The organism is Nocardioides sp. zg-1230, assembly GCF_013155335.1.
In the GTDB taxonomy this organism is placed as follows: domain Bacteria; phylum Actinomycetota; class Actinomycetes; order Propionibacteriales; family Nocardioidaceae; genus Nocardioides.
In genome coordinates this window covers 398,258-423,581 of record NZ_JABJQZ010000002.1, presented here as the reverse complement: position 1 = coordinate 423,581, position 25,324 = coordinate 398,258, and the positions used below count along the sequence as shown (strand labels likewise).

Annotated in this window: 21 protein-coding genes; 7 read left to right on the top strand and 14 right to left on the bottom strand. The window is 73.0% G+C overall.

All coding sequences use genetic code 11. The features are described from left to right. Positions 1 to 27: 27 nt before the first annotated feature. On the top strand, positions 28 to 270 hold the full coding sequence (locus HOO61_RS09990) for a mycoredoxin (protein ID WP_172258556.1): 243 nt from the start codon (positions 28 to 30) through the stop codon (positions 268 to 270). Positions 271 to 313: 43 nt separating this feature from the next. Beyond that, on the top strand, positions 314 to 766 hold the full coding sequence (locus HOO61_RS09985) for a hypothetical protein (protein ID WP_172258555.1): 453 nt from the start codon (positions 314 to 316) through the stop codon (positions 764 to 766). Positions 767 to 778: 12 nt separating this feature from the next. On the opposite strand, the gene nudC is transcribed toward HOO61_RS09985, so the two are convergent. Continuing rightward, positions 779 to 1,702 carry an NAD(+) diphosphatase gene (gene nudC, locus HOO61_RS09980; RefSeq protein WP_367650112.1) on the bottom strand — a complete coding sequence of 308 codons (924 nt, stop codon included), beginning with the start codon at positions 1,700 to 1,702 and terminating at the stop codon, positions 779 to 781. A 62-nt stretch (positions 1,703 to 1,764) separates the two neighbouring features. Between nudC and HOO61_RS09975 the strand changes: the two genes are divergently transcribed. Further along, complete coding sequence (locus HOO61_RS09975) at positions 1,765 to 2,910, top strand: hypothetical protein (protein ID WP_216658770.1); 1,146 nt, start codon at positions 1,765 to 1,767, stop codon at positions 2,908 to 2,910. Positions 2,911 to 2,937: 27 nt separating this feature from the next. Next, a complete protein-coding gene (gene deoD / locus HOO61_RS09970; RefSeq protein ID WP_172258554.1) occupies positions 2,938 to 3,648 on the top strand; it encodes a purine-nucleoside phosphorylase in 711 nt (236 codons plus the stop codon). Between the two features lie 159 nt (positions 3,649 to 3,807). On the opposite strand, the gene HOO61_RS09965 is transcribed toward deoD, so the two are convergent. The 7 genes from HOO61_RS09965 to HOO61_RS09935 form a co-directional block, all read right to left on the bottom strand. Beyond that, entirely contained in the window at positions 3,808 to 7,026 is a 3,219-nt protein-coding gene (locus tag HOO61_RS09965; protein ID WP_367650111.1) for a UvrD-helicase domain-containing protein, read from the bottom strand. Next, positions 7,023 to 10,253, bottom strand: coding sequence for an ATP-dependent DNA helicase (locus tag HOO61_RS09960; RefSeq protein WP_172258553.1), 3,231 nt, complete (start codon positions 10,251 to 10,253; stop codon positions 7,023 to 7,025). The genes HOO61_RS09965 and HOO61_RS09960 overlap by 4 nt, the downstream gene beginning before the upstream one ends. Positions 10,254 to 10,319: 66 nt before the next feature. Continuing rightward, complete coding sequence (locus tag HOO61_RS09955; RefSeq protein WP_172258552.1) at positions 10,320 to 11,426, bottom strand: ring-opening amidohydrolase; 1,107 nt, start codon at positions 11,424 to 11,426, stop codon at positions 10,320 to 10,322. 22 nt (positions 11,427 to 11,448) lie between these two features. Further along, positions 11,449 to 12,384: a carbamate kinase gene (locus tag HOO61_RS09950; RefSeq protein ID WP_172258551.1), complete on the bottom strand. Its 936-nt coding sequence runs from the start codon at positions 12,382 to 12,384 to the stop codon at positions 11,449 to 11,451. 277 nt (positions 12,385 to 12,661) lie between these two features. Beyond that, positions 12,662 to 13,954, bottom strand: a complete 1,293-nt coding sequence (locus HOO61_RS09945) for an SLC13 family permease (protein WP_367650110.1) — start codon at positions 13,952 to 13,954, stop codon at positions 12,662 to 12,664. Beyond that, entirely contained in the window at positions 13,951 to 14,448 is a 498-nt protein-coding gene (locus HOO61_RS09940; RefSeq protein ID WP_172258550.1) for a TrkA C-terminal domain-containing protein, read from the bottom strand. Before HOO61_RS09940 ends, HOO61_RS09945 begins: the two co-directional genes overlap by 4 nt. Beyond that, complete coding sequence (locus HOO61_RS09935) at positions 14,445 to 14,993, bottom strand: SPFH domain-containing protein (RefSeq protein ID WP_172258549.1); 549 nt, start codon at positions 14,991 to 14,993, stop codon at positions 14,445 to 14,447. Before HOO61_RS09935 ends, HOO61_RS09940 begins: the two co-directional genes overlap by 4 nt. 94 nt (positions 14,994 to 15,087) lie before the next feature. Here HOO61_RS09935 and HOO61_RS09930 point away from each other — a divergent pair, with 94 nt between their 5' ends. From HOO61_RS09930 to HOO61_RS09920, 3 genes are all read left to right on the top strand, one after another. Beyond that, a complete protein-coding gene (locus HOO61_RS09930; RefSeq protein WP_172258548.1) occupies positions 15,088 to 16,065 on the top strand; it encodes a sensor histidine kinase in 978 nt (325 codons plus the stop codon). Further along, positions 16,062 to 16,706 (top strand): response regulator, encoded by a 645-nt coding sequence (locus HOO61_RS24850; RefSeq protein WP_367650109.1) that lies wholly within the window; start codon positions 16,062 to 16,064, stop codon positions 16,704 to 16,706. Before HOO61_RS09930 ends, HOO61_RS24850 begins: the two co-directional genes overlap by 4 nt. A 111-nt stretch (positions 16,707 to 16,817) precedes the next feature. Then, positions 16,818 to 17,546, top strand: coding sequence for an SRPBCC domain-containing protein (locus HOO61_RS09920; RefSeq protein ID WP_172258547.1), 729 nt, complete (start codon positions 16,818 to 16,820; stop codon positions 17,544 to 17,546). A gap of 126 nt (positions 17,547 to 17,672) precedes the next feature. On the opposite strand, the gene HOO61_RS09915 is transcribed toward HOO61_RS09920, so the two are convergent. From HOO61_RS09915 to HOO61_RS09890, 6 genes are all read right to left on the bottom strand, one after another. Beyond that, positions 17,673 to 18,434: a class I SAM-dependent methyltransferase gene (locus tag HOO61_RS09915; protein ID WP_172258546.1), complete on the bottom strand. Its 762-nt coding sequence runs from the start codon at positions 18,432 to 18,434 to the stop codon at positions 17,673 to 17,675. Then, entirely contained in the window at positions 18,431 to 18,865 is a 435-nt protein-coding gene (locus HOO61_RS24845; protein WP_172258545.1) for a hypothetical protein, read from the bottom strand. The genes HOO61_RS09915 and HOO61_RS24845 overlap by 4 nt, the downstream gene beginning before the upstream one ends. Before the next feature lie 288 nt (positions 18,866 to 19,153). Then, complete coding sequence (locus HOO61_RS09905; RefSeq protein ID WP_216658769.1) at positions 19,154 to 20,473, bottom strand: lanthionine synthetase LanC family protein; 1,320 nt, start codon at positions 20,471 to 20,473, stop codon at positions 19,154 to 19,156. Beyond that, complete coding sequence (locus tag HOO61_RS09900) at positions 20,470 to 21,162, bottom strand: NAD(P)H-binding protein (RefSeq protein ID WP_216658768.1); 693 nt, start codon at positions 21,160 to 21,162, stop codon at positions 20,470 to 20,472. The genes HOO61_RS09905 and HOO61_RS09900 overlap by 4 nt, the downstream gene beginning before the upstream one ends. Before the next feature lie 9 nt (positions 21,163 to 21,171). Next, on the bottom strand, positions 21,172 to 23,181 hold the full coding sequence (locus HOO61_RS09895; RefSeq protein WP_172258543.1) for a hydantoinase B/oxoprolinase family protein: 2,010 nt from the start codon (positions 23,179 to 23,181) through the stop codon (positions 21,172 to 21,174). After that, positions 23,178 to 25,265 (bottom strand): hydantoinase/oxoprolinase family protein, encoded by a 2,088-nt coding sequence (locus HOO61_RS09890; RefSeq protein ID WP_172258542.1) that lies wholly within the window; start codon positions 25,263 to 25,265, stop codon positions 23,178 to 23,180. Before HOO61_RS09890 ends, HOO61_RS09895 begins: the two co-directional genes overlap by 4 nt. Positions 25,266 to 25,324 lie beyond the last annotated feature (59 nt).

Sequence of the window (25,324 nt, the reverse complement as noted above, 5' to 3'; positions counted from 1 at the left end):
TAGACGCCGGAGGGGACACTCCCACCCATGACCTTCACGATGTTCAGCACCCCGTGGTGCGGCTACTGCCACCGTCTCAAGAGCCAGCTCGACCGCGAGGGCATCGAGTTCTCGATCGTCGACATCGAGCAGGAGCCAGACGCCGCGTTCACCGTCGAGCAGGCCAACGGTGGCAACCAGACCGTGCCGACCCTCCTCTTCTCCGACGGCAGCACGCTGACGAACCCGTCGGTGGGGCAGGTCAAGGAGAAGCTGGCCGCGCTCTCGTGATGCTGGCGTGGAGCCCGGTCCGCGTCGGGGTTAGCCTGACGTCGTGTCACTGCTGAACTCGATCGACCGCGACCACGTCCTGACCGCGATGGAGACCTGGGACGCGGCGGGTGGGGCGAACTACATGCTCGTGCGCGGCGGCGTCTCGACGCACGTGCTCCTGCACCACGGCAAGGAGTACGACGCCGCGGCCATCGCCGGCATCGCCCACGGCCTGGCCACCGGGCGCACCCTCACCCCCGCCGACATCCCGGGCGGCTCGGCCGGCGCGAGCAAGCACCTCGTCCGGCTGGGCTTCGACATCCGCGACGACTCGCCGCCGGCTCCCCAGCGGGTGCCGGGCACGCGCTCGACCGCGCCTCGTACGCCGCGGACGACCACCACCCGTGCGACGACCTCACGCCCGCGTGTCGCCGCCAGCGACCGGGTCGACAAGCTGTGCCCGACCTGCTTCCTCGCGCTGCCCGCCACGGGCATCTGCGACAACTGCGCCTGACCGGCGTCGACCTCAGCCCCAGCCGGGGCCGTCGAGCGGGCGCCCGAACCAGCTCTCGATGAGCGAGGACGAGATCGAGATGCCGCGGGGCACGACGAGCTCTCCGGAACGGCCGGCGGCGTCGAAGTCCGTGCGCGTCCACCAACGCGCCTCCTCGATCTCCGCCCCGTCGACGTCGATGTCGGTCGTCAACGCCCGCCCGGTGAACCCCAGCATCAGGCTGGCCGGGAGCGGCCAGGGCTGGCTGCCGAAGTAGGTGACCTCGCCGACCCGGACGGCGACCTCCTCGTGCACCTCACGGCGTACGGCGTCCTCGAGGGTCTCGCCCGGCTCGCAGAAGCCGGCGAGGGTGGACCAGCGGCCGGCGGGCCACGCGCTGTTGCGACCGAGCAGGATCGCCTCGTCGTCACCCTCGCCGTGCGTGATCGCCATGATCACGGCCGGGTCGGTGCGCGGGAACTGGGCGCGGTCGCACTGCGTGCAGCGCAGCTCGTGACCGGCGGCGCGACTGGCCAGCGTGCCGCCGCACCGGGGGCAGAACCTGGTGGCGTGGTGCCACTCGGCCAGGCCGATGGCGTGCATCACGAGCGGCGCCTGCTGGGGCGTGCCGTCGGCGAGGAGCGTCAGGACCGAGCGCAGCGGCACCCACTCGTCCGGCTCGCCCGGGGCATCGCCCGGAGGGACGAGGACGGCCACGTGGACCACGCCGTCGCTGTCCCCCAGCAGCACGAGGGTTCCGTCCGGAGCCTCGCCGGGGCCGACCCACTGCACGGCGCCGTCGACCGGGCGCAGCCGGTTCCCCGCCACGACCAGGACGCGCGTCGCCGGGTCGGACATCTGCTCGGCGAGCCAGACCTCGTCGGTGCGCCGCAGGCCCATCCGGTTGTGCGCGTGCAGGGACAGGGCGACGTGCGGCAGGAGGCGTTCGGGGCTCACCGCGTCAGGCTAGCGCCGTACCTCTTTGACAATCATTCTCAAGTGCGATGAGAATGATTCTCATGAAAACTCCACGTCTCCGCGTCCTGCTCGCCACCCTCGTCGTGCTGGGGGCCTCGTCCTGCGGCACCGCCACCGACACCCGTTCCTCGTCCGACGAACCAGATGCCGCCGGCTCCGGCGGCACCGCCGACACCGCCGACACCGCCGAGTCGGCGGGGACCGAGGTCGCCTCCGCCACCCCGCGCCTCGCCGTCACCCACGACGGGGGCGTGATGGTCGTCGACGTGACCAGCGGGGAGGTGGTCGCCGACGAGCCGATGGAGGGCTTCGTCCGCGTCTCCCCCGCCGGCGGCGTGCTCCTCGAGGCCGCGGAGGCCGGGCACGTCGTGGCGCACAACGGCATCACCACGCTCTTCGACGACGGCACCGGCACCATCACCGTGCTGGACCCCGATGACCTGGCCGTCGGCTCGCCGGAGGTCACCACGCAGGCGACCGACGAGGCGCATCACGGCGTGGCCGTGCGGCTCGTCGACCGCAACCTGTTGATGACGGTCGGTGACGAGGAGTCGCGCTCCGGCGTACGCCTCATGAGCCCCTCCGGAGCGGTGCTCGCCGAGACCGACGAGTGCCCCGGCGTGCACGGCGAGGCCTTCGCCGAGGACGCCGCAGTCTTCGGCTGCGAGGACGGTGCGGTCGTCGTCGACGGGCGCGACATCACGAAGGTCAGCAGCCCCGACGCCTACGGACGGATCGGCAACCAGGCGGGCTCCGAGGTCTCGCCCGTGCTGCTCGGCGACTACAAGACCGACCCCGACGCCGAGCTCGAGCGGCCGACCCGGGTCTCCCTCATCGACACCCGCAACGCCTCGCTGCGCCTGGTCGACCTCGGCACCAGCTACAGCTTCCGCTCGCTCGGGCGCGGCCCGGAGGGCGAGGCGCTCGTCCTCGGGACCGACGGCGCGATCCACGTCCTCGACCCCGGCACCGGTGAGCGCGTCGACACGATCGAGGTCGTCGACCGGTGGCGCGAGCCGCTCGACTGGCAGCAGCCCCGTCCGGCGCTCCACGTCGTCGGCTCCACGGCGTACGTCACCGACCCGCGTCGCGACCGCGTGCACGTCGTGGACCTCGACCGCGCGCGCGTGACGAAGGCGCTCGACCTGCCGCACACGCCCAACGAGGTCGTGGCCAACGCAGGCTGACCGCTCCGTGTCCCTAGGCTGGGCGCCGTGAGCACCCACATCGGCGCCCAGCCCGGCGACATCGCCCCCACCGTCCTGCTGCCCGGCGACCCGCTGCGGGCGCGGTGGATCGCCGAGACGTTCCTCGACGACGCGCGCTGCTACAGCGACGTGCGCGGGATGTACGGCTTCACCGGCACCTGGAACGGCCACCCGGTGTCCGTCCAGGGGTCCGGGATGGGCCAGCCGTCGATGGCGATCTACGTCAACGAGCTGTTCACCCACTACGACGTCGAGTCGATCATCCGCGTCGGCTCCTGCGGCGCGGTCACCGACGACGTCGGGATCCGCGACGTGATCATCGCCTCGGGTGCCTGCACCGACTCCTCGATGAACCGGATCACCTTCCACGGCATCGACTACGCCCCGGTGGCCGACTTCGGGCTGCTGCGCGGTGCGGTCGAGGCTGCCGAGGCTCGCGACGGCGGGTCGCCCTTCCACGTCGGCCTCCTCTTCTCCAGCGACTCCTTCTACCCCTCCCGCCCCGAGCTGCTGGGCGAGATGGTGAAGTACGGCGTGCTCGGTGTCGAGATGGAGGCCAGCGCGCTCTACACCCTCGCCGCGAAGCACCGCCGCAAGGCGCTCGCGATCTGCACCGTCTCCGACCACATCGTCACCGGCGAGGAGACCACGTCCCAGGAGCGCGAGCAGACCTTCGGCGAGATGGTCGAGATCGCGCTCACCGCTGCCCTCCGCTGAGCCGACGTACGCCCGCGCGGTGGCAGTCCGCCGCCTCGCTGGGCGGTGGAGTGACGCAGGTTCCGGGCGTCGAAAAGGTGTCTCACCCACCGCCCGGTGGGCGGTGGTCCACCCACACTTCGCGCGCCCGGAAGGTGGGTGGGCCACCGCTCGGAGCGGTCAGAGGTCGAGCAGCCCCTCCAGCTCGGCGCGGCCGGGAAGGTCTGCCGGCTCGACGGTGCGCCCGGAGCGGACGTAGTGGAACGCCGCGCGGACCCGCTCGAGGGGCGTGCCGGTGAGCTCGGACCAGGCGAGGCGGTAGAGCGCGAGCTGGAGCGGGTCGGCGGTCTCGTGGCGGCTGGTCTTCCAGTCGATGACGAGGTAGCCGTCGCCGGACTCGGACGACTCGGCGTAGACGGCGTCGATCCGGCCGCGGACCACCTGGCCACCGAGGACGAGGGCGAAGGGGGCCTCGACGGCGTGGGGCGCCCGGTCGCCGAAGGGTCCGTCCTCGAAGCGCTTCACGATCTCGCCGAGGTCGGCCTCGTCGTCGATGCCCGCGTCGGCGCGGCCGGGCAGCTCGTCGGGCTCGATGAGCGCCTGCTGGCCGAACCGGTGCTCGATCCAGGCGTGGAACGCGGTGCCGAAGCGGGCCGCAGGCGCCGGCGGGCGCGGCATGGGTCGGGCGAGGTCGCGGGCGAACGCCTCGGGGTCCTCGCGCAGCCGGGCCAGCGCGGTGACGGACAGGCTGTCGGGAAGCGCGAGGTCGACGGTCGTGGCCCGCTCGGCGCGAGCCTCCACGAGCAGCTGGGCCAGGTCGTCGTCCCACTCGGCGACCCGGGCGGCCTCGACCATGTCGAGGCCCTCGTCAGGGGCGGTGGGGTCGACGGAGCGTACGAGCTCGGCAGCGGCCAGCCGCCGCCGGGTCTCCTCGCCGGTGCCGGGCACCGGCCACGGGCGCGAGGTGTCGACGTCGTCGTTGGGGTTGGGCGACTTCGGCGGCGGCTTCTCGAGCCACCGCTCGACGGGCTGGCCCCACTCCTCGAGCTGGTCGCGCACCACCCGCTGGTAGTCCGACGGCCCGAACGGCGTCGCGCGCTGCCCCCAGACGTAGGACGTCACCGACAGGTGGTGGGCGGCGCGGGTGTAGGCGACGTAGCCGAGCCGGAGCTCCTCCTCCGCGTCGTGGGCCTTGGTCGCCGCGCGGTAGGCGTCGAGCGCGAGCTTGTCGTGGCCCGCGAGCTGGGGCTGGTCGGCCCGGTCACCGCGCAGCGGGGCCGGGAGCACAGCCGGCGACGAGGTCCACAGCGTGCGCGAGCGGTTGCTCGGGAAGCGGGTCTCCCCCACGCCGACGCAGAACACCGACGACCACTCGAGGCCCTTCGCCCGGTGGACCGTCAGGAGCTTGACCGAGTCGGCGGCGGTCGGGGTGGCGACGTCGAGGCCGTTGCCCTGGTCGTCCTCCGCGGTCAGGTAGGCCAGCAGCGCCGGCAGGGTCACGTCACCGTCGACGGACTGGAACTCCGCGACCGCCTTGACGAACAGGTCGAGGTTGTCGCGGCGGGCGGCGGCGGCCTGTGACGTCGCGGAGGCGAGCTCGACGTCGACGCCGGTCGTGTCGATGATGCGGCGTACGACGTCGAGGAGCGGGTCGCCGACGTGGGCGCGCAGGCGACGCAGCTCGGCCGCCAGCAGCCCGAAGCGGTCGAGCGCCTCCGCCGAGTAGGCGGCCTCCCCCGGGGACTCCACGGCGTCGCTGAGGGCCGGGAGCTCGGAGGAGTCGATGCCGTCGGCGATCTGCAGCAGCTGGTCGGCGATCGACGCGGCCTCCTTGCGCCCGCGCACGCCGGCGATCTCCGCAGCGCGCTCGGCCAGCAGGCGCAGGTCGCGCGGGCCGATCGCCCACCGTGGCCCGGTCAGCAGGGTGAGCATCGAGGAGTTGGCCGTGACGTCGTGCATGAGCGTCAGCGTCGCGACCACTTCCGCGACCTCGGGCAGCCGGATCAGGCCGGACAGTCCCACGATCTCGACCGGGATCCCGGCGGCGGTGAGGGCGTCGTAGACCTCCTCGCCCTGCGCGTTGTCGCGGCTGAGGACGCCGATCTCGGCCCAGGTGGTGCCGGCGTCGTGGACCCGCTGCACCTCGGTCGCGAGCCACGCGAGCTCGTCGGCCGCGCGCTCGAACACGTGGGCCTCGACGTGCCCCTCCGCGGCTCCGTCGGCCGCCCGCAGCCGCGCGACCTTGTCGCCGTAGGCGGCGAGCAGCGGCTCGGCGAGCCGGTTGGCGACGTCGAGGATGCGGCGGTCGGAGCGCCGGTTGACCGTCAGCGGCAGTCGCGCCGGCTCGCCGTCGGCTGCGGGGAAGGTGTCGGCGAAGTTGAGGATGTTGGACACCGACGCGCCGCGCCAGCCGTAGATCGCCTGGTTGGGGTCGCCCACCGCCATGACCGGGTGGCCGAGCCCGTGGTCGGGGTCGGGCCCGGAGAACAGCCGGGCGAGCATCGTGGCCTGGGCGACCGAGGTGTCCTGGTACTCGTCCAGCAGGACGACCTTGAAGCGCGCCCGCTCGAGCTCGCCCACCTCGGGCTGCTCCTCGACCAGGCGGGCGGCGAGGGCGATCTGGTCGCCGAAGTCCATCAGCCCGAGGTCGGCCTTGAGCCGGCGGTAGCCGGTGACGAGCTGCAGCAGCTCGGCACGCCGGTCGATGGCGTTGATGGCCTTGGCGGGCGGCTCGAGGTAGGTCTTGCGGGCCTTGCCGGCCTGTTCCTCCGCCAGGGCGCGCTCGAACCCGCGCCTGGCCTCCTCGTCGACGCGGCGCAGGTCGTCGGGGTCGACGAGGTGCTCGCTCATCGCGCCGTCGAGGGCCAGGAGGTTCTGGATGGCGGTCGCGGGGTGGTCGGTGAGCAGCTCGATGTGGCCGGTGAACCGTTCGATCACCCGGGCTCCGAGCTGGTAGCGCGACGCGTCGGAGACGACGCGGGTGTCGGGCTCGTGGCCGATGCGGAGCCCGTGGTCGGTCAGCAGGTTGGCGGCGTAGGCGTGGTAGGTCGCGACCGTCGGCTCGAGCACGTCCTCCCCCTCGGCGACCACGGACCGGTCGAGCAGGCCCGCAGCACCGAGGGCGGCGGTGACCCGCTGGCGCAGCTCGGCCGCCGCCTTGGTGGTGAAGGTGAGGCCGAGGACCTCCTCGGGGCGGACCTTGCCGGTCGCCACGAGCCAGACGACGCGCTGCGCCATCAGCGTGGTCTTGCCGCTGCCGGCGCCCGCGACGACGACCGTGGGCCGCAGGGGCGAGGTGATCGCGGCCCACTGCTCGTCGCTGGCGGGGTGCTTGGCGCCCATGAGGACGCGGAGGTCCTCGGGCGAGTCGAGGCGAACCGGTGCGGGGAGCTGGCTCACTGGACGGTCACGCTCCCTGCGCCCCGGGCCGGGCAGATGGCCGTGAAGGGGCAGTCGCGGCAGTGGGGGCCGGTCGTGGCGGGAAAGGTCTCGTCGCGGACGAGGTCGGCTGCCCGGGCGAGGCCGGCGCGGAGGGTGACGCGCTCGGGCCCGGCCTCGGTGTGCGGCGGCTGGGGCTGCACCTTGGCGACGGCGGAGTCGTCGTCGATGCCGAGCTGCACCAGCTCGGCACCACCGGAGGCGACGGACCGCCCGGCCGACTCGTCGACGGCCCCGGTGTCGACGGCGTACTGGTAGAGCGCGAGCTGCAGGTTGCCCGCGACCGACGGCCCTGTGGGCGCGCTGCGGGCGCTCTTGAAGTCGACGACGACCACCCGGCCGTCGTCGTCGATCTCGAGGCGGTCGGCGAAGCCGGTGAGCAGGACCGGCCGACCGTCGACGTCGACCACGCTCTGGAAGCGCTGCTCGGCGCCGAGGAACTCGCGCGGGTTGTCGAGGTGCCAGCGGACGAAGCGGGCGACGGCCTTGCGGATGCGGGCGAGCTCGCGCTGCCGCGACCACGGCGTGCGGAAGGCGAGCCGGTCCCACACGGCCTCGACCTCGGCCATGAGCGCCTCCACCTCGGCGGGCAGGTCGCCGACGGCGACCCGCTCGGCGAGGGCGTGGAGGACCTGCCCGAGGTTGGCCGACTGGTGGACCGCGGAGACCCCGCCTGCCTCCCGCTCGAAGAACCACTGGGCGGGGCAGACGAGGATCGACTCGAGCATGCTGGCCGAGATCGGCACGGGCCGGTCGGGGTCGCGGATCGGCTGGACGGACCGGCTGGCGCTGCGGGTGCCCCACCACGTCGACGGGTCGGCGGCCGGCACGAGCTGGCGTCCGCTGACCTCCTCGGCGGCCAGCGCGGCGAGGCGGCGAGCGGCCGCCTCGCGCAGCGCCGGTGTGGCGCCCGGGTCGGCGGCCGTGCGGCGCAGCTCGGCCACGAGCCCGCCCAGCGACAGCGGTCGCGGCGGCCGGCCGTCCTGGTGGTCGACGGTGACGCCGAGCTCCTCGAGGAACCGCGACGGCTGCTCCCCGTCGTCGTCCGGCGATCGGACGGCGCTCACGACGAGGCGACGGCGGGCGCGGGTGCAGGCGACGTAGAAGAGGCGCCGCTCCTCCATGAGCAGCGCCCGCGTGGTCACGGGCGGGACGAGGTCGGGGTGCCCGGCGGCGTCGACGCCGATGCGGTCGGCGCCGAGGAGGGTCGTACGACGGCGCAGGTCGGGCCAGCCCTCCTGCTGCACGTGTGCGACCACGACGAGGTCCCACTCCAGGCCCTTGGAGCGGTGGGCCGTGAGGAGCCGCACCGCCGCACCGCGCACGCCCTGCTCGGCGAGCGTGTCGGCAGGCAGCTGCTGGGCGACGACGCTGGCGAAGAACGCGGCGACCCCGACGTGGTCGCGCTGGTCGACCGCGCGCGAGGCGAGGTCGAAGAGCGCCACGATCGCGTCGAGGTCGCGGTGGGCCCGGCGGGTGCTCGCGCCTCCCATGTCGACCTGGCGGCGCAGCCGCTGGGGCCAGGCGGTGCCGGACCACAGGTGCCAGAGCACGTCCTCGACGCCCGCCCGCTCCGCGAGCATCCGGGCTCCCCCGCGCAGCAGCTCGGCGAGGGCGCCGGCGCGTTGGACGTCGGGGCCCTCGAGCCCGTCGAGGAAGTCGGGCTCGACGACCGCGAGGCGCAGCAGCTCGCGCGACGTGCGCCGCACAGACGGGTCGGCGACGTCCTTCTCGCGGGTGCGGAGGCGGCGCACCAGGGCGCGCAGGTCGGACGCGTCGAGCCCGCCGAGCGGCGACAGCAGCAGCGACTCGACGCGGCCCGGGTCGAGGAAGTCGGGCGAGTCGGGGTCGTCGTTGTCGAGGTTGACCACGGCGCGCAGTCCGTCGAGCAGGGGCACCACCGCCGGGTCACGGACCAGGGGCAGGTCGTCGGACGCGACCTCGACGGGGACACCAGCGGCGGCCAGGGCGCGGCGCAGCGGCGGGATGCTCGTGCGGCCGGAGCGGACCAGGACCGCCATCCGGTCCCATGCGATGCCGTCCTCGAGGTGGGCGCGCCGCAGCAGGTCGGCGAGCCGCTCGGCCTCGGCGCGCTCGGTGTCGTAGGTGACGACCTCGACGCGGCCGTCGCCCTGCGGGCCGGCGACGGCCTCGGGCGAGAGGAACGCGTCCCGCGCCGCGGCGTCGATGCTGCCGGTGAGGGTCAGCCGGTGGGCCACGCGCCCGGCGGCCAGCAGGATCCGCGGGCCGAACCGGCGGGTGCGCTGCAGCACCACGACCGGGGCCGGGGCACCGGTGACGGTCGGGAAGCTCGCCGGGAAGTCGAGGATGCCGCGCACGTCCGCACCGCGGAAGCCGTAGATGGACTGGTGCGGGTCACCCACCACGGTCAGGTCGCGTCCGTCACCGGCCAGCGCGCGGAGCAGGGCCACCTGGCCGGGGTCGGTGTCCTGGTATTCATCGACGAACACGTGCTGCCAGCGCGCCCGCAGCTCGTCGCGGTGGGTCTCGGCCTCGATCACGGCCCGGCGGATCAGGTCGGAGTAGTCGGTGGCGCCGAGGTTGTCGAGGACGGTGAGGTACTGCTCGAGGAAGAGGCCGGCGGCCACCAGCTCCGGGAGGTCGTGCTCGATCCCGAGGGCGCGCAGCCCGGACGGGTCGAGGCCCTTCTCCCGGGCGCGGGCCAGGACGGCCTGGACCTCGCGCACGAAGCCCCGGGTGCCGGCGGCCCGGCGCAGCGGCTCGGGCCACACGACCGACTCGGGGTTGTCGCGCAGCAGCTCGCGCAGGACGACGTCGGCCTCGGGCGCGGACAGCAGGCGGATGGCGCCCTCGTAGAGCTCGGCCGGTGCGTACTTCCTGACCAGGGCGTAGGCGAAGGAGTGGAAGGTCGAGCACGACGCCGCCGCGGTCGTGCGCGCGACGCGGGCGGTGACCCGGTCGCGCAGCTGCTCGGCGGCCTTGCGGGAGAAGGTCAGCGCGAGGACGGCGTCGGGTGAGGCCCCGCGCTGTTCGATGCGGTCGACGATCGCCTCGACCAGCGTCGTCGTCTTGCCCGTGCCCGGTCCGGCGAGCACGAGGAGCGGGCCGCCCTCGTGGTCGACCACCCGCTGCTGGTGCTCGTCGAGCTCGGGCACCACGACCGAGCGGTCGGGGGCCACCAGCCGGTAGCGAGGCGTCGTACTCACAGAAGACACCCCATCACGCGGGACCGACAGTCGCCTGCCGGCCCCGCGCGAGGATGTGGAGAAACCTCAGCCGAGGTCGACGATCGCGGCGACCGGGCCGCCACCCTCGGGGCCCTGGTGGGCCGCGGAGACCGAGACGAAGACGGCCGGGTCGCCGGTGACGGCAGCGGTGACGCCACCGACGCACGACTTGATCTGGCGGTGCCAGTGCACGTCGGAGTCGTCGAGCATCGCGTTGCGCCTGCCCCGCACCATGCCGTCCTGGCTGGCCTCGCACTTGAGGAAGACGTTGACGAGCTTGCCGTCGAGGTCGCTGGTGCGCGGCCGCTCGGGCAGGTCGAGACCGGCGGAGCGGATGGCCTCCCAGATGCCGTCGGCGTCGAGGGCGTCCTTCATCACCGAGTGACCGATGCGGTAGCGACCGCCCACACCCTTCGCGTTGCCGACCACGACGATCTGGGCCTGGTCGAGCTCGACGCCCGAGGAGCACGACGCCACCGAGGAGTAGAGCTCGCGGTTGTGCATCACGTCGGCGTCGGTGGGCATGTCGATCTCACCGAGCGCGACGGCGATGCCGAGCCCGGTGACGCCGTTGGAGAGGTCCATCGACTCGTGGGTGTGCTCGGTCCACACCTTCTTGCCGCGCGACTTGGCGTCGCGGATGGTGTGGATGGTCAGCAGCGGCGTCTTGGTCTGCACGTAGTGCACGTCGGCGGGGTCGGTGATGCCGGCGCGCTCCATGGCGACCTTCACGCCCGCGGCGACCTTCTCGATCATCGCGGTGTAGCCGATCTCCTCGGGCAGGATGGCCTCGCTCATCGCGAAGCCGGCCGTCAGCCGCAGCTCCTCGCGCGACGGGTCGTCCTCGGGGACGTCGGTGGTCGCGAAGATCGTGGCGTGGGGGCTGATGACGCCGTCGGTGCCGCCGGACCACACGATCGGGATGCCCTTGACCTGCTCCGGGTCGGCGCCCTTGGCGACCAGCGCCTCGCGGAAGGCTCGGTCGGCGATGATGCGGGTGTAGTCGTTGACACCGCCGTTGCCCTCGGTCTTGCCGATGATCGCGAAGACGCGGTCGGCGGCGATGACGCCCTCGTCGACGAGCTTCGTCAGCTCGGAGGCGTCGGCCACGGAGTGGATGGGGACCTTGCGGACCTCGATGGCGGAGGGCATGCGGTGCTTCCTTTCGTTGCGGTCAGGTGGGTACGACGACGGTGCCGGCCTCGCCGGCGACGGCCGCGGTGATCTGGTCGAGGCTGGTGATGACGCCCGTGCCGCCAGTGGCCTCGACGAAGCGGCAGACCGCGTCGACCTTGGGCCCCATCGAGCCGGACGCGAAGTGGCCGTCGGCGGCGTGGGCGCGCAGGTCCGCGACGCTGACCCGGCCGAGCGGCTCGGCGTCGGGCTCGCCCCAGCGGATCACGGCGTTGGGCACGTCGGTGGCGATGACGAGCACCTCCGCCCCGGTGGTGCGGGCGAGCAGGGCGGCGCCGAGGTCCTTGTCGATGACGGCCTCGACGCCGGCGAGCGACCCGTCGGGACGGCGTACGTGCGGGATGCCGCCACCGCCGTTGGCCACCACGACGAAGCCGGCCTCGATGAGCGCCAGGACAGCGGGGGCGTCGAGGATCTCCCGCGGCTCGGGCGAGGCGACGACGCGGCGCCAGCCCTTCTCGCCGCGGTCCTCCCACGTCTCGCCGTGGTCGACGAGCACCCTGGCCTCGGCCTCGGGAAGGTGGCGACCGATCGGCTTGGTGGGATGGGTGAACCCGTCGTCGTCGGCGTCGACGAGCGTGCGGGTGACGAGCGCGGCGCTGCGCCGCTCGATCCCCCGGGCGGCGAGCTCGCGGTCGAGGGCGTCCATCAGGACGAAGCCGAGGGTGGCCTGCGTCTGGGCGCCGCACCAGTCGAGCGGGACAGGGGGTACGACGCCCGCGGCGAGCTCGTTCTTCACCAGCAGGTTGCCGACCTGGGGGCCGTTGCCGTGGGTGATGACGACGTCGTGGTCGTGCTCGAGGAGTCCGGCGACGGCCGCCATCGCGACCTGCGCCGCCTCGATCTGGTCCTCCGGGCGCGCCCGGCCGTCGGCGTTCGTCATGGCGTTGCCACCGAGTGCGAGCAGGACCCTCATGGCGCAAACCTAGTGTCGCCGCTCACACGCTCCCCACGGCAGATTCGACCAACGACTCAGCGATTCGCTGGCAACAGTTGATACTGGGTGCGTGGGCGTGCGCAACAACCTCGTCGAGGGTGTCTCGTGCTCCGGAAAGACGAGCGTCGTCGACGAGATCGAGCGGCTCGCCGGGCTCGTGCCGTAGTGGCGTCCTCTGTGGCGCACGTGCGGCGGATGTGGCCCGCCAGGTAGCGGATCGAGGGCCAGGTCCGCCGCACGTGCGGCACGGCGCCCCTCAGACCCAGGCGAAGTAGCGCAGGTAGACGTAGGCCCAGGCGACCAGGAGCGTCATCACGGTGACCACGACGCCGTACCTGGTGAACCCCCAGAAGCTGATCGGCTCCCCCGCCTTGGCCGCGATGCCGAGCACGACCACGTTGGCGCCGGCTGCGACGGCGGTGGTGTTGCCGCCGAGGTCGGCCCCGAACACGAAGGCCCACCACAGCGGGCTGTCGGCACCGGACGCCCCGGTCCCGGCGACCATCTCCTCGACGACGGGGACCGTGGCGGTCGTGTAGGGGATGTTGTCGACGAAGGCGCCCACGATCGCGGAGCCGAACAGCAGCGCTGTCGCACCGAGCAGCTGGCGCTCCCCCATCGCCTCGGCGGCCCACTCGCTCACCGCACCGATGACGCCCACCTGGACGAGCGCACCGACGAGCACGAAGAGCGCCATGAAGAAGGCGAGGGTGGCCCACTCGACCTCCTCGAGGAACTCCTCGGGCTCGGTGCGCGAGACCAGCACCATCGCGCCGGCTCCCATCATCGCCACCACCGACGGGTCGAGGTGCATGACGGAGTGGAGGCTGAAGGCGACCATGACGAGCAGCAGCACGAGGAGCGAGCGGCGCAGCATCCGGACGTTGGTGATCGCGTCGACGGGGCGGAGGTCGTCGAGGCCGTGGACGTTGCCCATCACCGTCATGTCCTTGCGGAACAGCCAGCGCGCCATGACCACGAAGAGGACGAGCAGGATGATCGTCAGCGGGAGCGAGTGGACGAGGAAGTCCGTGAACGTCAGCCCGGCCCGGCTCGCGATGATGATGTTGGGCGGGTCGCCGATCAGCGTCGACATCCCGCCGATGTTGGAGGCCAGGATGAGCGAGATCAGGTACGGCGCCGACGGCAGCTGGAGCCGCCGGCAGACCGACAGGGTGACCGGGGCGACGAGCAGCACGCAGGTGACGTTGTCGAGGATCGGCGCCACGGCGGCGCCGACCAGCACCAGCAGCACGAGCAGCTTGTAGGGGTGGCCGCCCGACTTCTTGGCCGCCCACAGCGCGAGGAACTCGAAGAGCCCGGTCTGCTTGAGCACGCCGACGATGATCATCATCCCGAAGAGCAGGAAGATCACGTTCCAGTCGACGCCGGTGTGCTCGTCGAAGAACGCCGTACGCGCGTCGACGAGGCCGATGACGACCATGCCGGCCACGCCGCCGAGCGCCGCAGCGACGCGATGGACGCGCTCGGTCGCGATCAGCGCGTAGGCGACGATGAAGATCGCCAGGGCCGCCGAGGTGAGGATCACGCGACGCCGACCTTGCCCCGCCTGCGGACGCCGAACGCCCGCGCCGAGCCCGCGGGGTCGTCCATCTCCTCGGCCCAGCTGGCGAGCCGGCCGTAGCGGCTGACCGACCGCAGCCGGTCCTCCACCTGCGCGACCTGGCCGAGGGCGGCGACGACCAGCACCTGGTCGCCGCAGCGCAGCACGGTGCGGGCGTCGGGGACGAGCACCTCCTTCCCGCGCGCGAGGATGGCGACCCCCGACCCGGACGGCAGCCGCAGCTCGCCGACCTCGACGCCCGAGAGCCGTGACGCGGGCTCGACCTTGAAGCGCAGCAGCACCGCGTCGAGCCGGTCGAGGGTCGCGAAGCCGATCGAGACCTTGTGGACGAAGCTGCCCTTCTCCTGCCAGCGGGGCTGGCGTCCGCGCCCGATCGCCAGCCCGACGGCGAAGCCGATCGCGGTGGCGATCAGGGCCACCGACACCGCGACCTCGAGCAGGTGGGGGGTGTCGTTCATGCAGCACCACCCGTCAACTGGGCCTCGACCTCGAGGACCGACAGCGCGGTGGCCTCGGTGCCGAGCGGGAGCAGGCGGGTGAGCTCGGCCGGCCAACGGGTCTCGAGCGCCTCGAGGTCGTCGACGAGGGACTCCACCTCGAGCTGCTCGACGGCCCGGGCGACGGTGTCCTCGGCCAGCCGCGCGGCCTGCGTCGCCGGGGTGTACGCCGAGCCCGGCTGGACGTCGCGCACCTGCACCGTCAGGTCGGCGAGGGCCACCACACGGACGCCGTCGCTCGTGCGGGAGCGCACCACGAGCGGCAGGACGCGCGGATCCGTCGACACCGCCTCGAACCGCTCCAGCCCGGGCCAGCGGGCGACGAACCCGTTGCGGCGCACGCGCACCACCTCGCCGCGTCGCAGCACGAGGACGAGCTCCCCGGGCGCCACGCGGCGTACGCACGTGAACGTCGCGAACAGCAGCGCCGGACCGACGATCACCAGCCACACCACCCAGGCGGCCCCGGTCGGGTCGACGGCGGTGTTCTCGTCGGGCGGTGGCATGCCCCGAGTCTTCGCGGAGCGGGCGGTCGCGACCATGGGTGCCCGACCCCATCTGGTGGGCTCCGGTGGGGCTCGGGATGGGAAGGTGGTCGGCATGCGTCTGCCCAGCCACCTCCCGCTGTTCTGGACGATCTGCCTGATCAACGGCGTCGTGCTCGTGGTCGCGGCGCTGCTGCTGCTCCTCTCCCCCGCCCGGGTCTCCGCCGACGCGGTGTCCTCGGAGTTCCTCGTCATCGGTGTCGGGCTGGTGGTGATGATCCTGACCAACGCCCTCCTCATCCGCTGGGCGCTGGCGCCGCTGCACCGGCTGATCGCGCGGCTCGAGGACATCGAGCACCTCGAGCCGACCGAGCTCCCCGAGGAGGGGGCCGGCCCGGTGCTCGGCATCGCCCGCAGCGTCAACGGCCTCCTCGACCGCCTCGCCGAGGAGCGGCGCACCGGCGACGCCCGCGCGCTGGCCGCGCAGGAGGCCGAGCGGCACCGCATCGCGCAGGAGCTGCACGACGAGGTGGGGCAGAGCCTGACGGTCGTCCTGCTGGGCCTCAAGCAGCTGGAGTCGCAGGCCCCTGCCGCGATGGTGCCCGAGCTGGCGGCCGTGCGGGAGAGTGCCCGCACCGGCCTCGACGACGTACGGCGGGTGGCGCGGCGCCTGCGTCCCGGCGTCCTGGAGGACCTGGGCCTGGCGAGCGCCCTGGCCGCGCTGGCGACCGAGTTCTCGGACCGCAGCTCCGCGTCGGTGCGGCGCTCGTTCGCACCCGGGCTGCCGGCGCTGAGCCCGGAGGCCGAGGTGGTCGTCTACCGGGTGGCGCAGGAGGCGCTCACCAACGCGGCCCGGCACGCCGACGCGCGCGCGGTCGAGCTGTCCCTGCAGCGGCTCGGGTCCCACGTCGTGCTGGAGGTGCGCGACGACGGCCGCGGCTTCACCGGCCTGGCCGAGGGGTCGGGGCTGATGGGCATGCGCGAGCGTGCGGCCCTCGTGCAGGCCGAGCTGTCGGTGATCAGCCAGCCGCGGCACGGCACCACGGTGCGGCTCAAGGTGCCCGTCGCCACCACCGGGGAGGTCGTCGCGTGATCCGGATCCTCCTCGCCGACGACCACACCCTGGTGCGCCGCGGCGTACGTCTCATCCTCGAGCAGGAGCCCGACCTGTCGGTCGTTGCCGAGGCGGCCGACGGGGCCGAGGCCGTCGAGCGGGTGCGTGACACCGTGGTCGACCTCGTCGTCCTCGACATCGCGATGCCGCGGATGACCGGCCTGCAGGCGGCGTCCGAGATCGGCCGGCGGCGCAACCCGCCGAAGATCCTGATGCTCTCGATGCACGACAACGAGCAGTACTTCTTCGGCGCCCTCAAGGCCGGCGCGAGCGGCTACGTCCTCAAGTCCGTCGCCGACGAGGACCTCGTCGGCGCCTGCCGTGCGGCGATGCGCGGGGAGACGTTCCTCTACCCCGGCGCGGAGGGCACCCTCGTGCGCGACTACCTCGACCGGCTGCGCCGCGGCGAACGGGTACCTACGTCGGTGCTGACCGCCCGCGAGGACCAGGTGATCAAGCTGATCGCCGAGGGCCGGTCCTCGCGCGAGATCGCCAAGGAGCTGCACATCGCGCTCAAGACCGTCGAGGGCCACCGGGCCAACATCCTCGGCAAGCTCGGGATGCGCGACCGGGTGGAGCTGACGCGCTATGCCATCCGGGCGGGCCTGATCGAGCCCTGACGCACTGGCGGGGCCGGGGCAATTGGTCCCACGCCGTCGAGCCGTGCGGCCCTGTCGCGGTGGGCCGGGTGCGGTCGAGGCTCGGTCCGAGGGGACCGACCCGGAGGGAGCGTGATCACGGTGCTCGACCGCCTCGTGGGTGCGGGCGCGGCACTCCTGGCTGCCGGAGCGGCGCTCCAGGTCCTCGGCCGACGGGCCGGGTCCACGGCGGAGGAGCGCGCCGCCCGGCTCCCGGGCGACGACCTCGTCGTCCACCCCCAGATGGTGATGGACCATGCGATCACCGTGGCGGCCGACCGGGAGGAGGTCTGGCCCTGGCTGACCCAGATGGGCTGGCACCTCGGGGGGTGGTACACGCCCACCTGGGTCGACCGGCTGCTGTTCCCGGACAGCTGGGCGAGCCTCGACCGGCTCGACCCGCGCCTGGTCCGCGACCTGCAGGTCGGCGACGTCGTACCGGACGGCCGGCCCGGGACCGCGCACTTCCGCGTGGCCCAGGTGGAGCCGCCTGAGCTGCTCGTGCTGGGGTCGGTGACCCACGTGCCGCCAGGGTGGGCGGTGCGCCGCGGGGCGCACATCACGTGGACCTGGACGATCCACCTGACCGCGCTGCCGGGTCGCGCCACCCGCGTGCACCTCCGGGTCCGCGGGCGCACGAGTCCCGGGTGGCTCACCGCGCTCTACGTCGCCACCATCGTGCCCTCCGACGTCGTCATGTCCCGCGGGATGCTGCACGGGCTCAAGGCTCGGGCAGGGGCTCGCCGGGCGCCCCGGGAGTCGGGGCGTGCGCCGCTGGACCAGGAGCTCTACCTCGAGCGCGACCGGCGGGCTCGCGCCTGACCACTGTCAGGCTCGGGGCAGGTTCCACCCGTCGGCCGGCGGGCGCAGCGTCATACCAACCCACACCCATGCCCAGCGGTTCGGATGACGCCCGCGGTCCGGCGCGCGACTGCCGCAGTGCAGCTGTCAGGGATCGCCGACGACCCGGGCGAGGTGAAGCGTGAGGTCACGGCGCAGATCGACCTGCTCAGGCAGCACGTCGCGGACCGCCTCCAGCGCGGCCTCCCGCACGGTCGGCGGGAGCTCGAGCCAGGCGGAGATGGTCGACAGCAGGCCTACGTAGTCGTTCCTCGACAAGACGGTCGGGCTCGGCAGCTCGACCTGGCGCACGTCCGTGAACAGCGGAGACGCAGTCAGCTCGGTGCCGGGCCACCGCATCGGACTGTCCTCCGGCGTGCCGTCGGGCGACGGGATGTCGTCGCTGGCGAGGTACGGCGCCCGGGCCCCCGCGACCTTGGCGGCCAGGTCGGGATCGGCGAGGTCGAGCGGCCCGCCGAGCGATGCGAAGACGCCACCTGGCACGAGGAGGGCGGCGACCCGCTCCCACCGGCCCTCCGGGCGCGTCCAGTGCATGGCCGCCGCGGCGTAGACGAGGTCGTACGTCGTGGTGAGCGGCAGGTCACCGAAGGCGCCGCGAACCGTCGTCACCCCCGGGACATGCCTACGCAGCACGGCGAGCATCGCCTCGTCGGGATCCGTCGCGGTGATCTCGATGGCGTGCGCCGCGAAGGCGCGTGTCGCCTTGCCGGTGCCGGCGCCGATCTCGAGCGCCGTGGCGACGGGACGCCCGGCGTACTCGAGCACGGCGTCGACGAGCTCCGGCGGGTATCCGGGCCGATAGCGCTCGTAGGCCGTTGCCACCGATCCGAAGCCGAGGGCGCGGCTCACTTCTCGACCCGCCGCAGCGCCGAGGTGACTGTGACCACGCCGGCACCGAACTCCTCGTCGGCCCACGCCTGGATGGACCCGTCGTCGTGAACGACGGAGATCTCGACGGTGTTGCTGATGGTGCCGTAGCCGCGACCGAGGCCGCCCGGCAGGTCGCCGAGCGCGTCGGCGACCTCGCGAAGCCGGTCCTCGGTGTTCGCGAAGCGCGTCACGCACAGGGCGCCGCCCCAGACCTCCCGTATGGCCTGCTCGGCCCGGACCAGGTCGTCGGTCACAGCGACGTTGAGGACGGTGTGGCGGGGGTCGTTCATCGCACGCTCGACCTCGAGCGCCGACTCGCCGCCGCCGTCGAGGCCCTGCGCCTCGTCCCACCTCGGGTTGATCGTCTGGTCGCCCCACGAGAGGGCGTAGTCGGGCAGCCTCGCGGCCACCTCGTGGGCGGCAGCGACGTCATGACCCCGCCGAGGCAGAGGACCGGGCCGGCGCCCTCGTCCAGCACCGTGGCGATTGCGCGCACCGGGCCGTCGGCCGGCAGCATCGCCGTCGGCGAGGCGGCGGGCGGTGGCGGCTCGGCGCCCCTTTCCCTGTCGCCGCTCTCGCGGTCTCCGCAGCCCGACAGCACGGCTGCGAGCAGCAGGACGAGCCCGATCCCCCGGTTCATCCCCGAAGCATCCGGGCGCCACCTGTCCTGGGCAACGGTCGTTGCAGGATCGTGAGGTTCAGGGGAGGTTCCACCAAGTGTCGAGCCGCGCCACGGCGGGCGTCGTACGCCCCTCGCGCAGCACGCGCGAGAGCCGCAGGAGGTAGGCCGCGATGCCGGCGGCGCCCTGCATCCAGCCGACGCCCGGCGGAAGGAGCGGGTCGTCGTTGCGGTGCTCGGTGAAGCGCCAGCACGCGCGGTCACCCTCCACGATCGCGCGATCGACGAGCGCGTCGCCCAGGACCTGCGCGAAGGCGAGGTCGTCCTCGATGCCCAGCCGCTGCCAGGCGTCGAGGAACACGTCGCCGACGCCGGCGGTGCCGCAACAGCGACCGTCGTTGTCCCAGAAGCCCGGGTGGCGACGCTCGGGGACTCCCGAGGTGCGGACGGCGTGCAGGCAGCGGCGGTGCCACTGGGCGGGGGTCTCGCCGGCGACCTCCTCGACGCCGGCGTGCTCGAGGGCGGTGAAAAGGAACGAGGTGCCCGTCGGGCCGTGGCACCAGGTGTAGGTCCGCTCCTCGAGGCCCGGCGCGGGAGGGAAGGCGACCGGCACCACGAAGCCGTCGCCACTGAGGTCGCCCAGCGTGACGAGGTGCTCGGCACCGCTGCGCGCGGCCTCGACGAGGTCGGGCCGTCCGATCTCGCTGCCGGCCACCGCGAGGGCGCCTGCGATCCCGGCGAGGCCGTGCGACCAGTTGGGCATGTCGCGGCGACGGTCGAACGGTACGTCGCCCCGGAAGCGCTCAGGTACGTACGGCCAGTCGGTGCCGGCCGGGGTCGGCTCCCCCTCGGCGAGGAGGATGTCTGCGGCGTGGTGGGCCAGTGCCTCGGCGCCGGCGATGCCGTGCCGGTGCGCCCAGGTCGCGGCGAGCAGAGCTCCGGCCGTCCCGAGCGTGACGTCGTTGATGCGGGTGTGCGGCGGGTAGGTCGGCGCGACGAGGTAGGGCTGCTCCCACCCGTCGTCGGCAGCCAGCTCGGCCAGCCGTGCGATCGCGACGTCACTCCCGTCGGCACCCAGGGCGCTGAGCACGCCGAGGTCGCTCGCCGCACCGTCGAAGTAGGTGGCGAGCGGCTGCGTGAGGAGCCCCTCCCGGATCCGCACCGCGATCCCGTCGGCGAGCACGGCCTCCTCGTCGGTCCAGTCGCGGGACTGGCGTATCTCCGCGAGCACGTGGGCCAGCCCGCCGATGCCGCTGTGCATCCCGTCGCGCTCCTCGGGCGGCCCACCCTCGTGGGGCACGGACACGGGGATCCACGGCCCGTCGTCCCACCGGACCTGGTCGAGCACCCAGCGCCAGGCCGCGGCACCCAGGTCGGCGTACGTCTGCTGATCGGTCACCTGCCGATGATGACACCGCGTCGCCCGAGCAGCGCCTCCAGCACGCGCGTGCCCACGGGCAGTCCGTGCTCGTCGTAGTAGGCGAACATCGCGCTGAGCCAGGGATGGGTGCCAGGGTCGCCGACCTGCTGCACCGGCACCCCCGCCTCCGCCGCCAGCTCGCGGCCGGTCGCGACCCTCGTCGCGAGCTCGTACGTCGCTCCGCTGTGCCCGTCCTCGGTGAGGACGGCGGCCGCGGCCCGGCCCAGGTCGGCGAGGTCGAGGAAGCCGAACGGCACGTCCGGGGAGTAGGGCAGGTCGAGCGGACCGGTGAGGTCGAAGTTCTGCAGGTAGGCGCCGGGCTGGAGGATCGTCCAGTCCAGCCCGCTGCGCCGGACCAGGTCCTCGCTCACGGCCTTGCCGACGTGGTGCGGCATGGCGGGCACGTAGGGCGAGGCCACCGAGTGGTAGACGACCCGGCCGGCGCCGGCCTCGGTCAGTGCGGCCAGCGCCGACGTGACGTAGGACGGCTCGTCAGGGTGCAGGTTGGGTGCGATGACGTACGCCGCCTCGCACCCGGCCACGGCCGACGCGAGGTCCTGCCAGTCGTTGCGTCCCAGCGGCCGGGCCTCGATCCCGCGTGCGGCGAGCGCGTCGCAGACGGCGCGCCCGGTCTTGCCGTGGCCACCGATCACTGCGACGCGCCGCACCGACACGCCTCAGATCCGGTCGACCTCGGCGGACGCTGCGCCGTCGGCGAGCGAGGCGTAGCCAGGACCGCGGTCGAAGAAGGCGTCGTCGTCCTTGCTCCACGCCGCGCGCCCGGCACGCTCGGCCTCGGTCGACGTCGCGTCGAAGCCCAGGTCGCCCGAGTCGGCAGAGCCGGTCAGCACGACGCCGTAGTCACGCAGCGCGGCCTCGGCCGAGACCTTGCGCCACACGACGTCGCGCACGACGAGCTCGGGGTCGCGGGCCAGCGGGTCGCCCCAGCCGCCACCACCTGTCGTACGGATCCGGACGACCTGGCCGGCCTTGATGACCTCGGCGTCGGCGAGGGCGTCGACCTCGCGCTCGTCGGGGCCGCCCGGGTCGATGACGACCTGGAACGGCGAGCCGGCCTTGCCGCCGCGCACGCCCCAGCAGGCGAGGATCGAGCGGTCGGCGATGGACATGAAGTGCGCGTCCTTGAGCATCCGGATGTGCTTCTCGTAGCCGAGGCCGCCGCGGTACTCGCCCGCGCCGCCGGAGTCCTGGGCCAGCCCGAGGCGCTCCACGATGAAGGGGAAACGCGACTCGGTGAACTCGGTCGGCAGGTTGCGGGAGTCGGGGACGACGTGGATGGTGTCCTCGCCGTCGGCGTAGTAGCGCCCGCCCGAGCCGCCGCCGAGCACCTCGCGCATGAGGTAGTCGTTCCCGTCGAGGTCCTTCCCGTAGACGCCGGTGTAGCGGATGGTCTCCTGGTCGGCCGGCATCTTGCCGTCGACCGCCTTGGCCACGACGCCGGCGAGCACGCCGAGCAGTCGCAGGATGACGAACGTGCGGGCGTTGGTCGGGCCCGGGTGGATCGGCGTGAGCAGCGTGCCCTTCTCGGGGAAGCGCATCTCGATGAGCGGCACGATGCCCTCGTTGACGTCGAGCTCCGCCATCCGCTCGGGGGTGTCGGCGAGGTTGCGCAGGATGGGCGCGAGCCACTTCTTGAGGAAGTTGCCGCCGACGTAGTCGCCGCAGTGGTTGATCGGCCCCTTGGCCTGGGCGCTCGTGCCGGTGAAGTCGATGATCAGCCGCGGCCCGGCCGGACGGCCGTTCTCGGGGTCGGCCGGGGCGTCGCTCACCTTGGTGAGCGTGATCCGCTGGGTGTGCAGCTGCGGCTCGTCGACGCCGTCGTGCTCGGCGTAGTCCTCCCAGACGTAGGTGCCGTCGGGGATCTTCGACAGGATCTCGCGCCGGTAGGTCTCGGTGGTCGCGTCGAGGATCGCGTCGAACGACGCCTCGATGGCGTCGCGGCCGTAGCGCTCGAACAGCTCGCCCAGGCGCCGCGCCCCCATCAGGCAGGCCGAGCACTCGGCGTCGAGGTCGGCGGCGAGGCTGTCGGGCATCCGCGAGTTGCGGGTCATGATCCGCAGCGCCGACCTGTTCGGCACGCCCGCGTCCCAGAGCTTGATCGGCGGGACCGCCAGCCCCTCCTCGTACACGGTGGTCGCGTTGCTCGGCATCGAGCCGGGGACCGCGCCGCCGATGTCGTCGTGGTGGCCGAAGGCCTGCACGAACGCAACGACCTCGCCGTCGTGGAAGACCGGCACGGTGACGCACAGGTCGGGCAGGTGACCGATGCCGCCCTCCGACTCGTAGACGTCGTTGTGGAAGAAGACGTCGCCCTCGCGCATCTCCTCGATCGGGTAGTCGCGCACGATCGGGTGCACGAGCGCGCTGTAGGAACGGCCGGTCAGCTTGCGCAGCTGCCGGTCGTGGATGCCGGCGCGGAAGTCGTGGGCGTCGCGGATCATCGGCGAGCGGCTGGTGCGACCGATCGCGGTCTCAACCTCCATCTCGACGCTGGCCAGCGTGCCCTGGACGATCTCGACCAGGATCGGGTCGACCGTCGTGCCCTCAGCCGTGAGGCGGCCGCCGTGCTCGTAGGCGGTCGGCAGGCCGGCCGGGTTGACCGGCTTCGCGGTGACGTACGCCGGGTCCACGGCGCGGGTGCTGACGTCGGTCGTCGAGGTGCTCATCGGGCCGACTCCTTCCGGATCACGAGGTTGGCCCAGTCGTCGACCACGACCTCGAAGCCGGGGTGGACGGGGATGGTCGAGCCGAACTCCTCGACGATGGCCGGGCCGCTGAAGGCGTCGCCGGCGCCGAGGTCGCTGCGCCAGATGACGGGCGTGTCGACGTAGCCGTGCTCGGCGTCGAAGCAGACCTCGCGGCGGCTGCGGACGGCGCGCTCGAGGGCGTCGCCCTCGGCCTTGTCGAGGGTCGGGATCTCCGGCCGGGTGATCGGGCCGATGCCGGTCACACGGAGGTTGACCCACTCGACCTGCTGGGTGGCGTCGCCGCGGAAGTCGTAGCCGTAGAGCTGGCGGTGCTCGGCGTGGAACGTCTCGGCGACCTGGGCGACGTACGCGTCGTCGACGGTGCCTTCGGGCGCTGCGACCCGCACCTCGAAGGCCTGGCCGACGTAGCGGACGTCGATGGTGCGCTGGAAGCGGTGGTCCTCGGGCGCGAAGCCCTCCTTGGCCAGGGCAGCGCGGGCCCGGTCGGTGAGGTCGTCGAGGACGGCCTGCACGGCCGCGTGGTCGAGCGCCGACTCCTTGGCGACGTGCGTCTGCACGTAGTCGTTCTTCACGTCGACGGTCAGCAGCCCGAAGGCACTCACGTTGCCCGGGTTGGGGGGTACGACGACGCCCGCGAGGTCGAGGATGTCGACGAGCCGGCAGGCCAGCAGCGAGCCGGAGCCGCCGAAGGTCGTCAGCATGAAGTCGCGGACGTCGAGGCCGCGCTTGACGCTGACCTGGCGGAGCGCGTTGGCCTGGTTCCACGCCGAGATCTCGAGGATGCCGGTGGCGCAGCGCTCGAAGTCGAGGCCGAGCTGGTCGGCGAGGTCGGCGATGCCCGCCCGGGCGGCCTCCACGTCGAGCGGGATCTCACCGCCGAGGAGGTGAGGAGGGATCCGGCCGAGGGTGACGTGGGCGTCGGTGATGGTCGGCTGGGTGCCGCCCTTGGCGTAGCAGAGTGGGCCCGGGTCGGCGCCCGCCGAGTGCGGGCCGACCTTGAGCGTGCCCTCGGGCGAGAGCCAGGCGATCGAGCCGCCGCCCGCGCCGACAGTGACCACGTCGATCATCGGGATCTTGCTCGGGTAGGCGCCGACCGTGCCCTCGGTGGTGAGGGTCGGCTCGCCGTCGAGGACGACGGACACGTCGGTCGAGGTGCCGCCGCCGTCGCAGGTGAGGATCTTCGGGAAGCCGGCGACCTTGGCGATCAGCGCCGCACCGAGCGCGCCAGCGGCCGGACCGGAGAGCACGGTGGTGATGGGCTGGTGCACGACCTCGTCGGCCGACAGCACGCCGCCGTTGGACTTCATCACGTAGAACGGGATCTCGTTGCCGGTGAAGTTGACCAGGCGGTCGGAGATGCTGGTGACGTAGCGGCTGACGTTGGGCTTCACGGCCGCGTCGACCAGCGTGGTCATGGAGCGCTCGTACTCGCGGTACTCGCGCAGCACCTCGCTCGAGATGGACACGACGGCGTCGGGGTGCTCGCGGCGCAGGATCTCGCGCATCCGCAGCTCGTGCTCGTCGTTGGCGTAGGCGTGGAGCAGGCAGACGCCGATCGTGGTGATCCCCTGGTCCTTGAACCACCGGGCCGCGGCGACGGCCTGGTCCTCGTCGAAGGGCCGGATCTCGGAGCCGGTGAAATCGAGACGACCGCCGACGGTGCGGACCCGGTCGGCCGGCACGATGCGGTCGGGCTTGACCCAGAAGTAGGAGTTGCCGTAGCCGTCGGGCACCGACTGGCGGGCGATCTCGAGCATGAACTCGTAGCCCTCGGTCGTGATGAAGCCGAGCGCCTCGACCTTGCCCTCGAGGAGCTTGTTGGTCGCCACGGTCGTGCCGTGCGAGACGGCGGTGATGTCGCCACCGTCGCCGCCGACGATCCCGAGGATCTTCTCGATGCCGGCGATGAAGCCGTCGGCCGGGTTGCCCGGCGTGCTGGGGGTCTTGGTGGTGACCAGCTCCCCCGTGTCCTCGTCGAGGGCGACCACGTCGGTGAACGTGCCTCCGGTGTCGATGCCGATCCTGATCCGCCGCGCGCTCATGGGGACGATTCAACCGATCCCGCCACCGCGGTGACCACGGCAAGGTCTGCCGACGGATC

Excerpts from the sequence above, each read along its gene's own strand:
- HOO61_RS09975 (WP_216658770.1), top strand. The coding sequence starts at position 1,765 with ATGAAAACTCCACGTCTCCGCGTCCTGCTCGCCACCCTCGTCGTGCTG.
- HOO61_RS09990 (WP_172258556.1), top strand. The coding sequence starts at position 28 with ATGACCTTCACGATGTTCAGCACCCCGTGGTGCGGCTACTGCCACCGT.
- HOO61_RS09930 (WP_172258548.1), top strand. The coding sequence starts at position 15,088 with ATGCGTCTGCCCAGCCACCTCCCGCTGTTCTGGACGATCTGCCTGATC.
- HOO61_RS09895 (WP_172258543.1), bottom strand. The coding sequence starts at position 23,181 with ATGAGCACCTCGACGACCGACGTCAGCACCCGCGCCGTGGACCCGGCG.
- HOO61_RS09935 (WP_172258549.1), bottom strand. The coding sequence starts at position 14,993 with ATGCCACCGCCCGACGAGAACACCGCCGTCGACCCGACCGGGGCCGCC.
- HOO61_RS09890 (WP_172258542.1), bottom strand. The coding sequence starts at position 25,265 with ATGAGCGCGCGGCGGATCAGGATCGGCATCGACACCGGAGGCACGTTC.
- HOO61_RS09950 (WP_172258551.1), bottom strand. The coding sequence starts at position 12,384 with ATGAGGGTCCTGCTCGCACTCGGTGGCAACGCCATGACGAACGCCGAC.
- HOO61_RS09940 (WP_172258550.1), bottom strand. The coding sequence starts at position 14,448 with ATGAACGACACCCCCCACCTGCTCGAGGTCGCGGTGTCGGTGGCCCTG.
- HOO61_RS09955 (WP_172258552.1), bottom strand. The coding sequence starts at position 11,426 with ATGCCCTCCGCCATCGAGGTCCGCAAGGTCCCCATCCACTCCGTGGCC.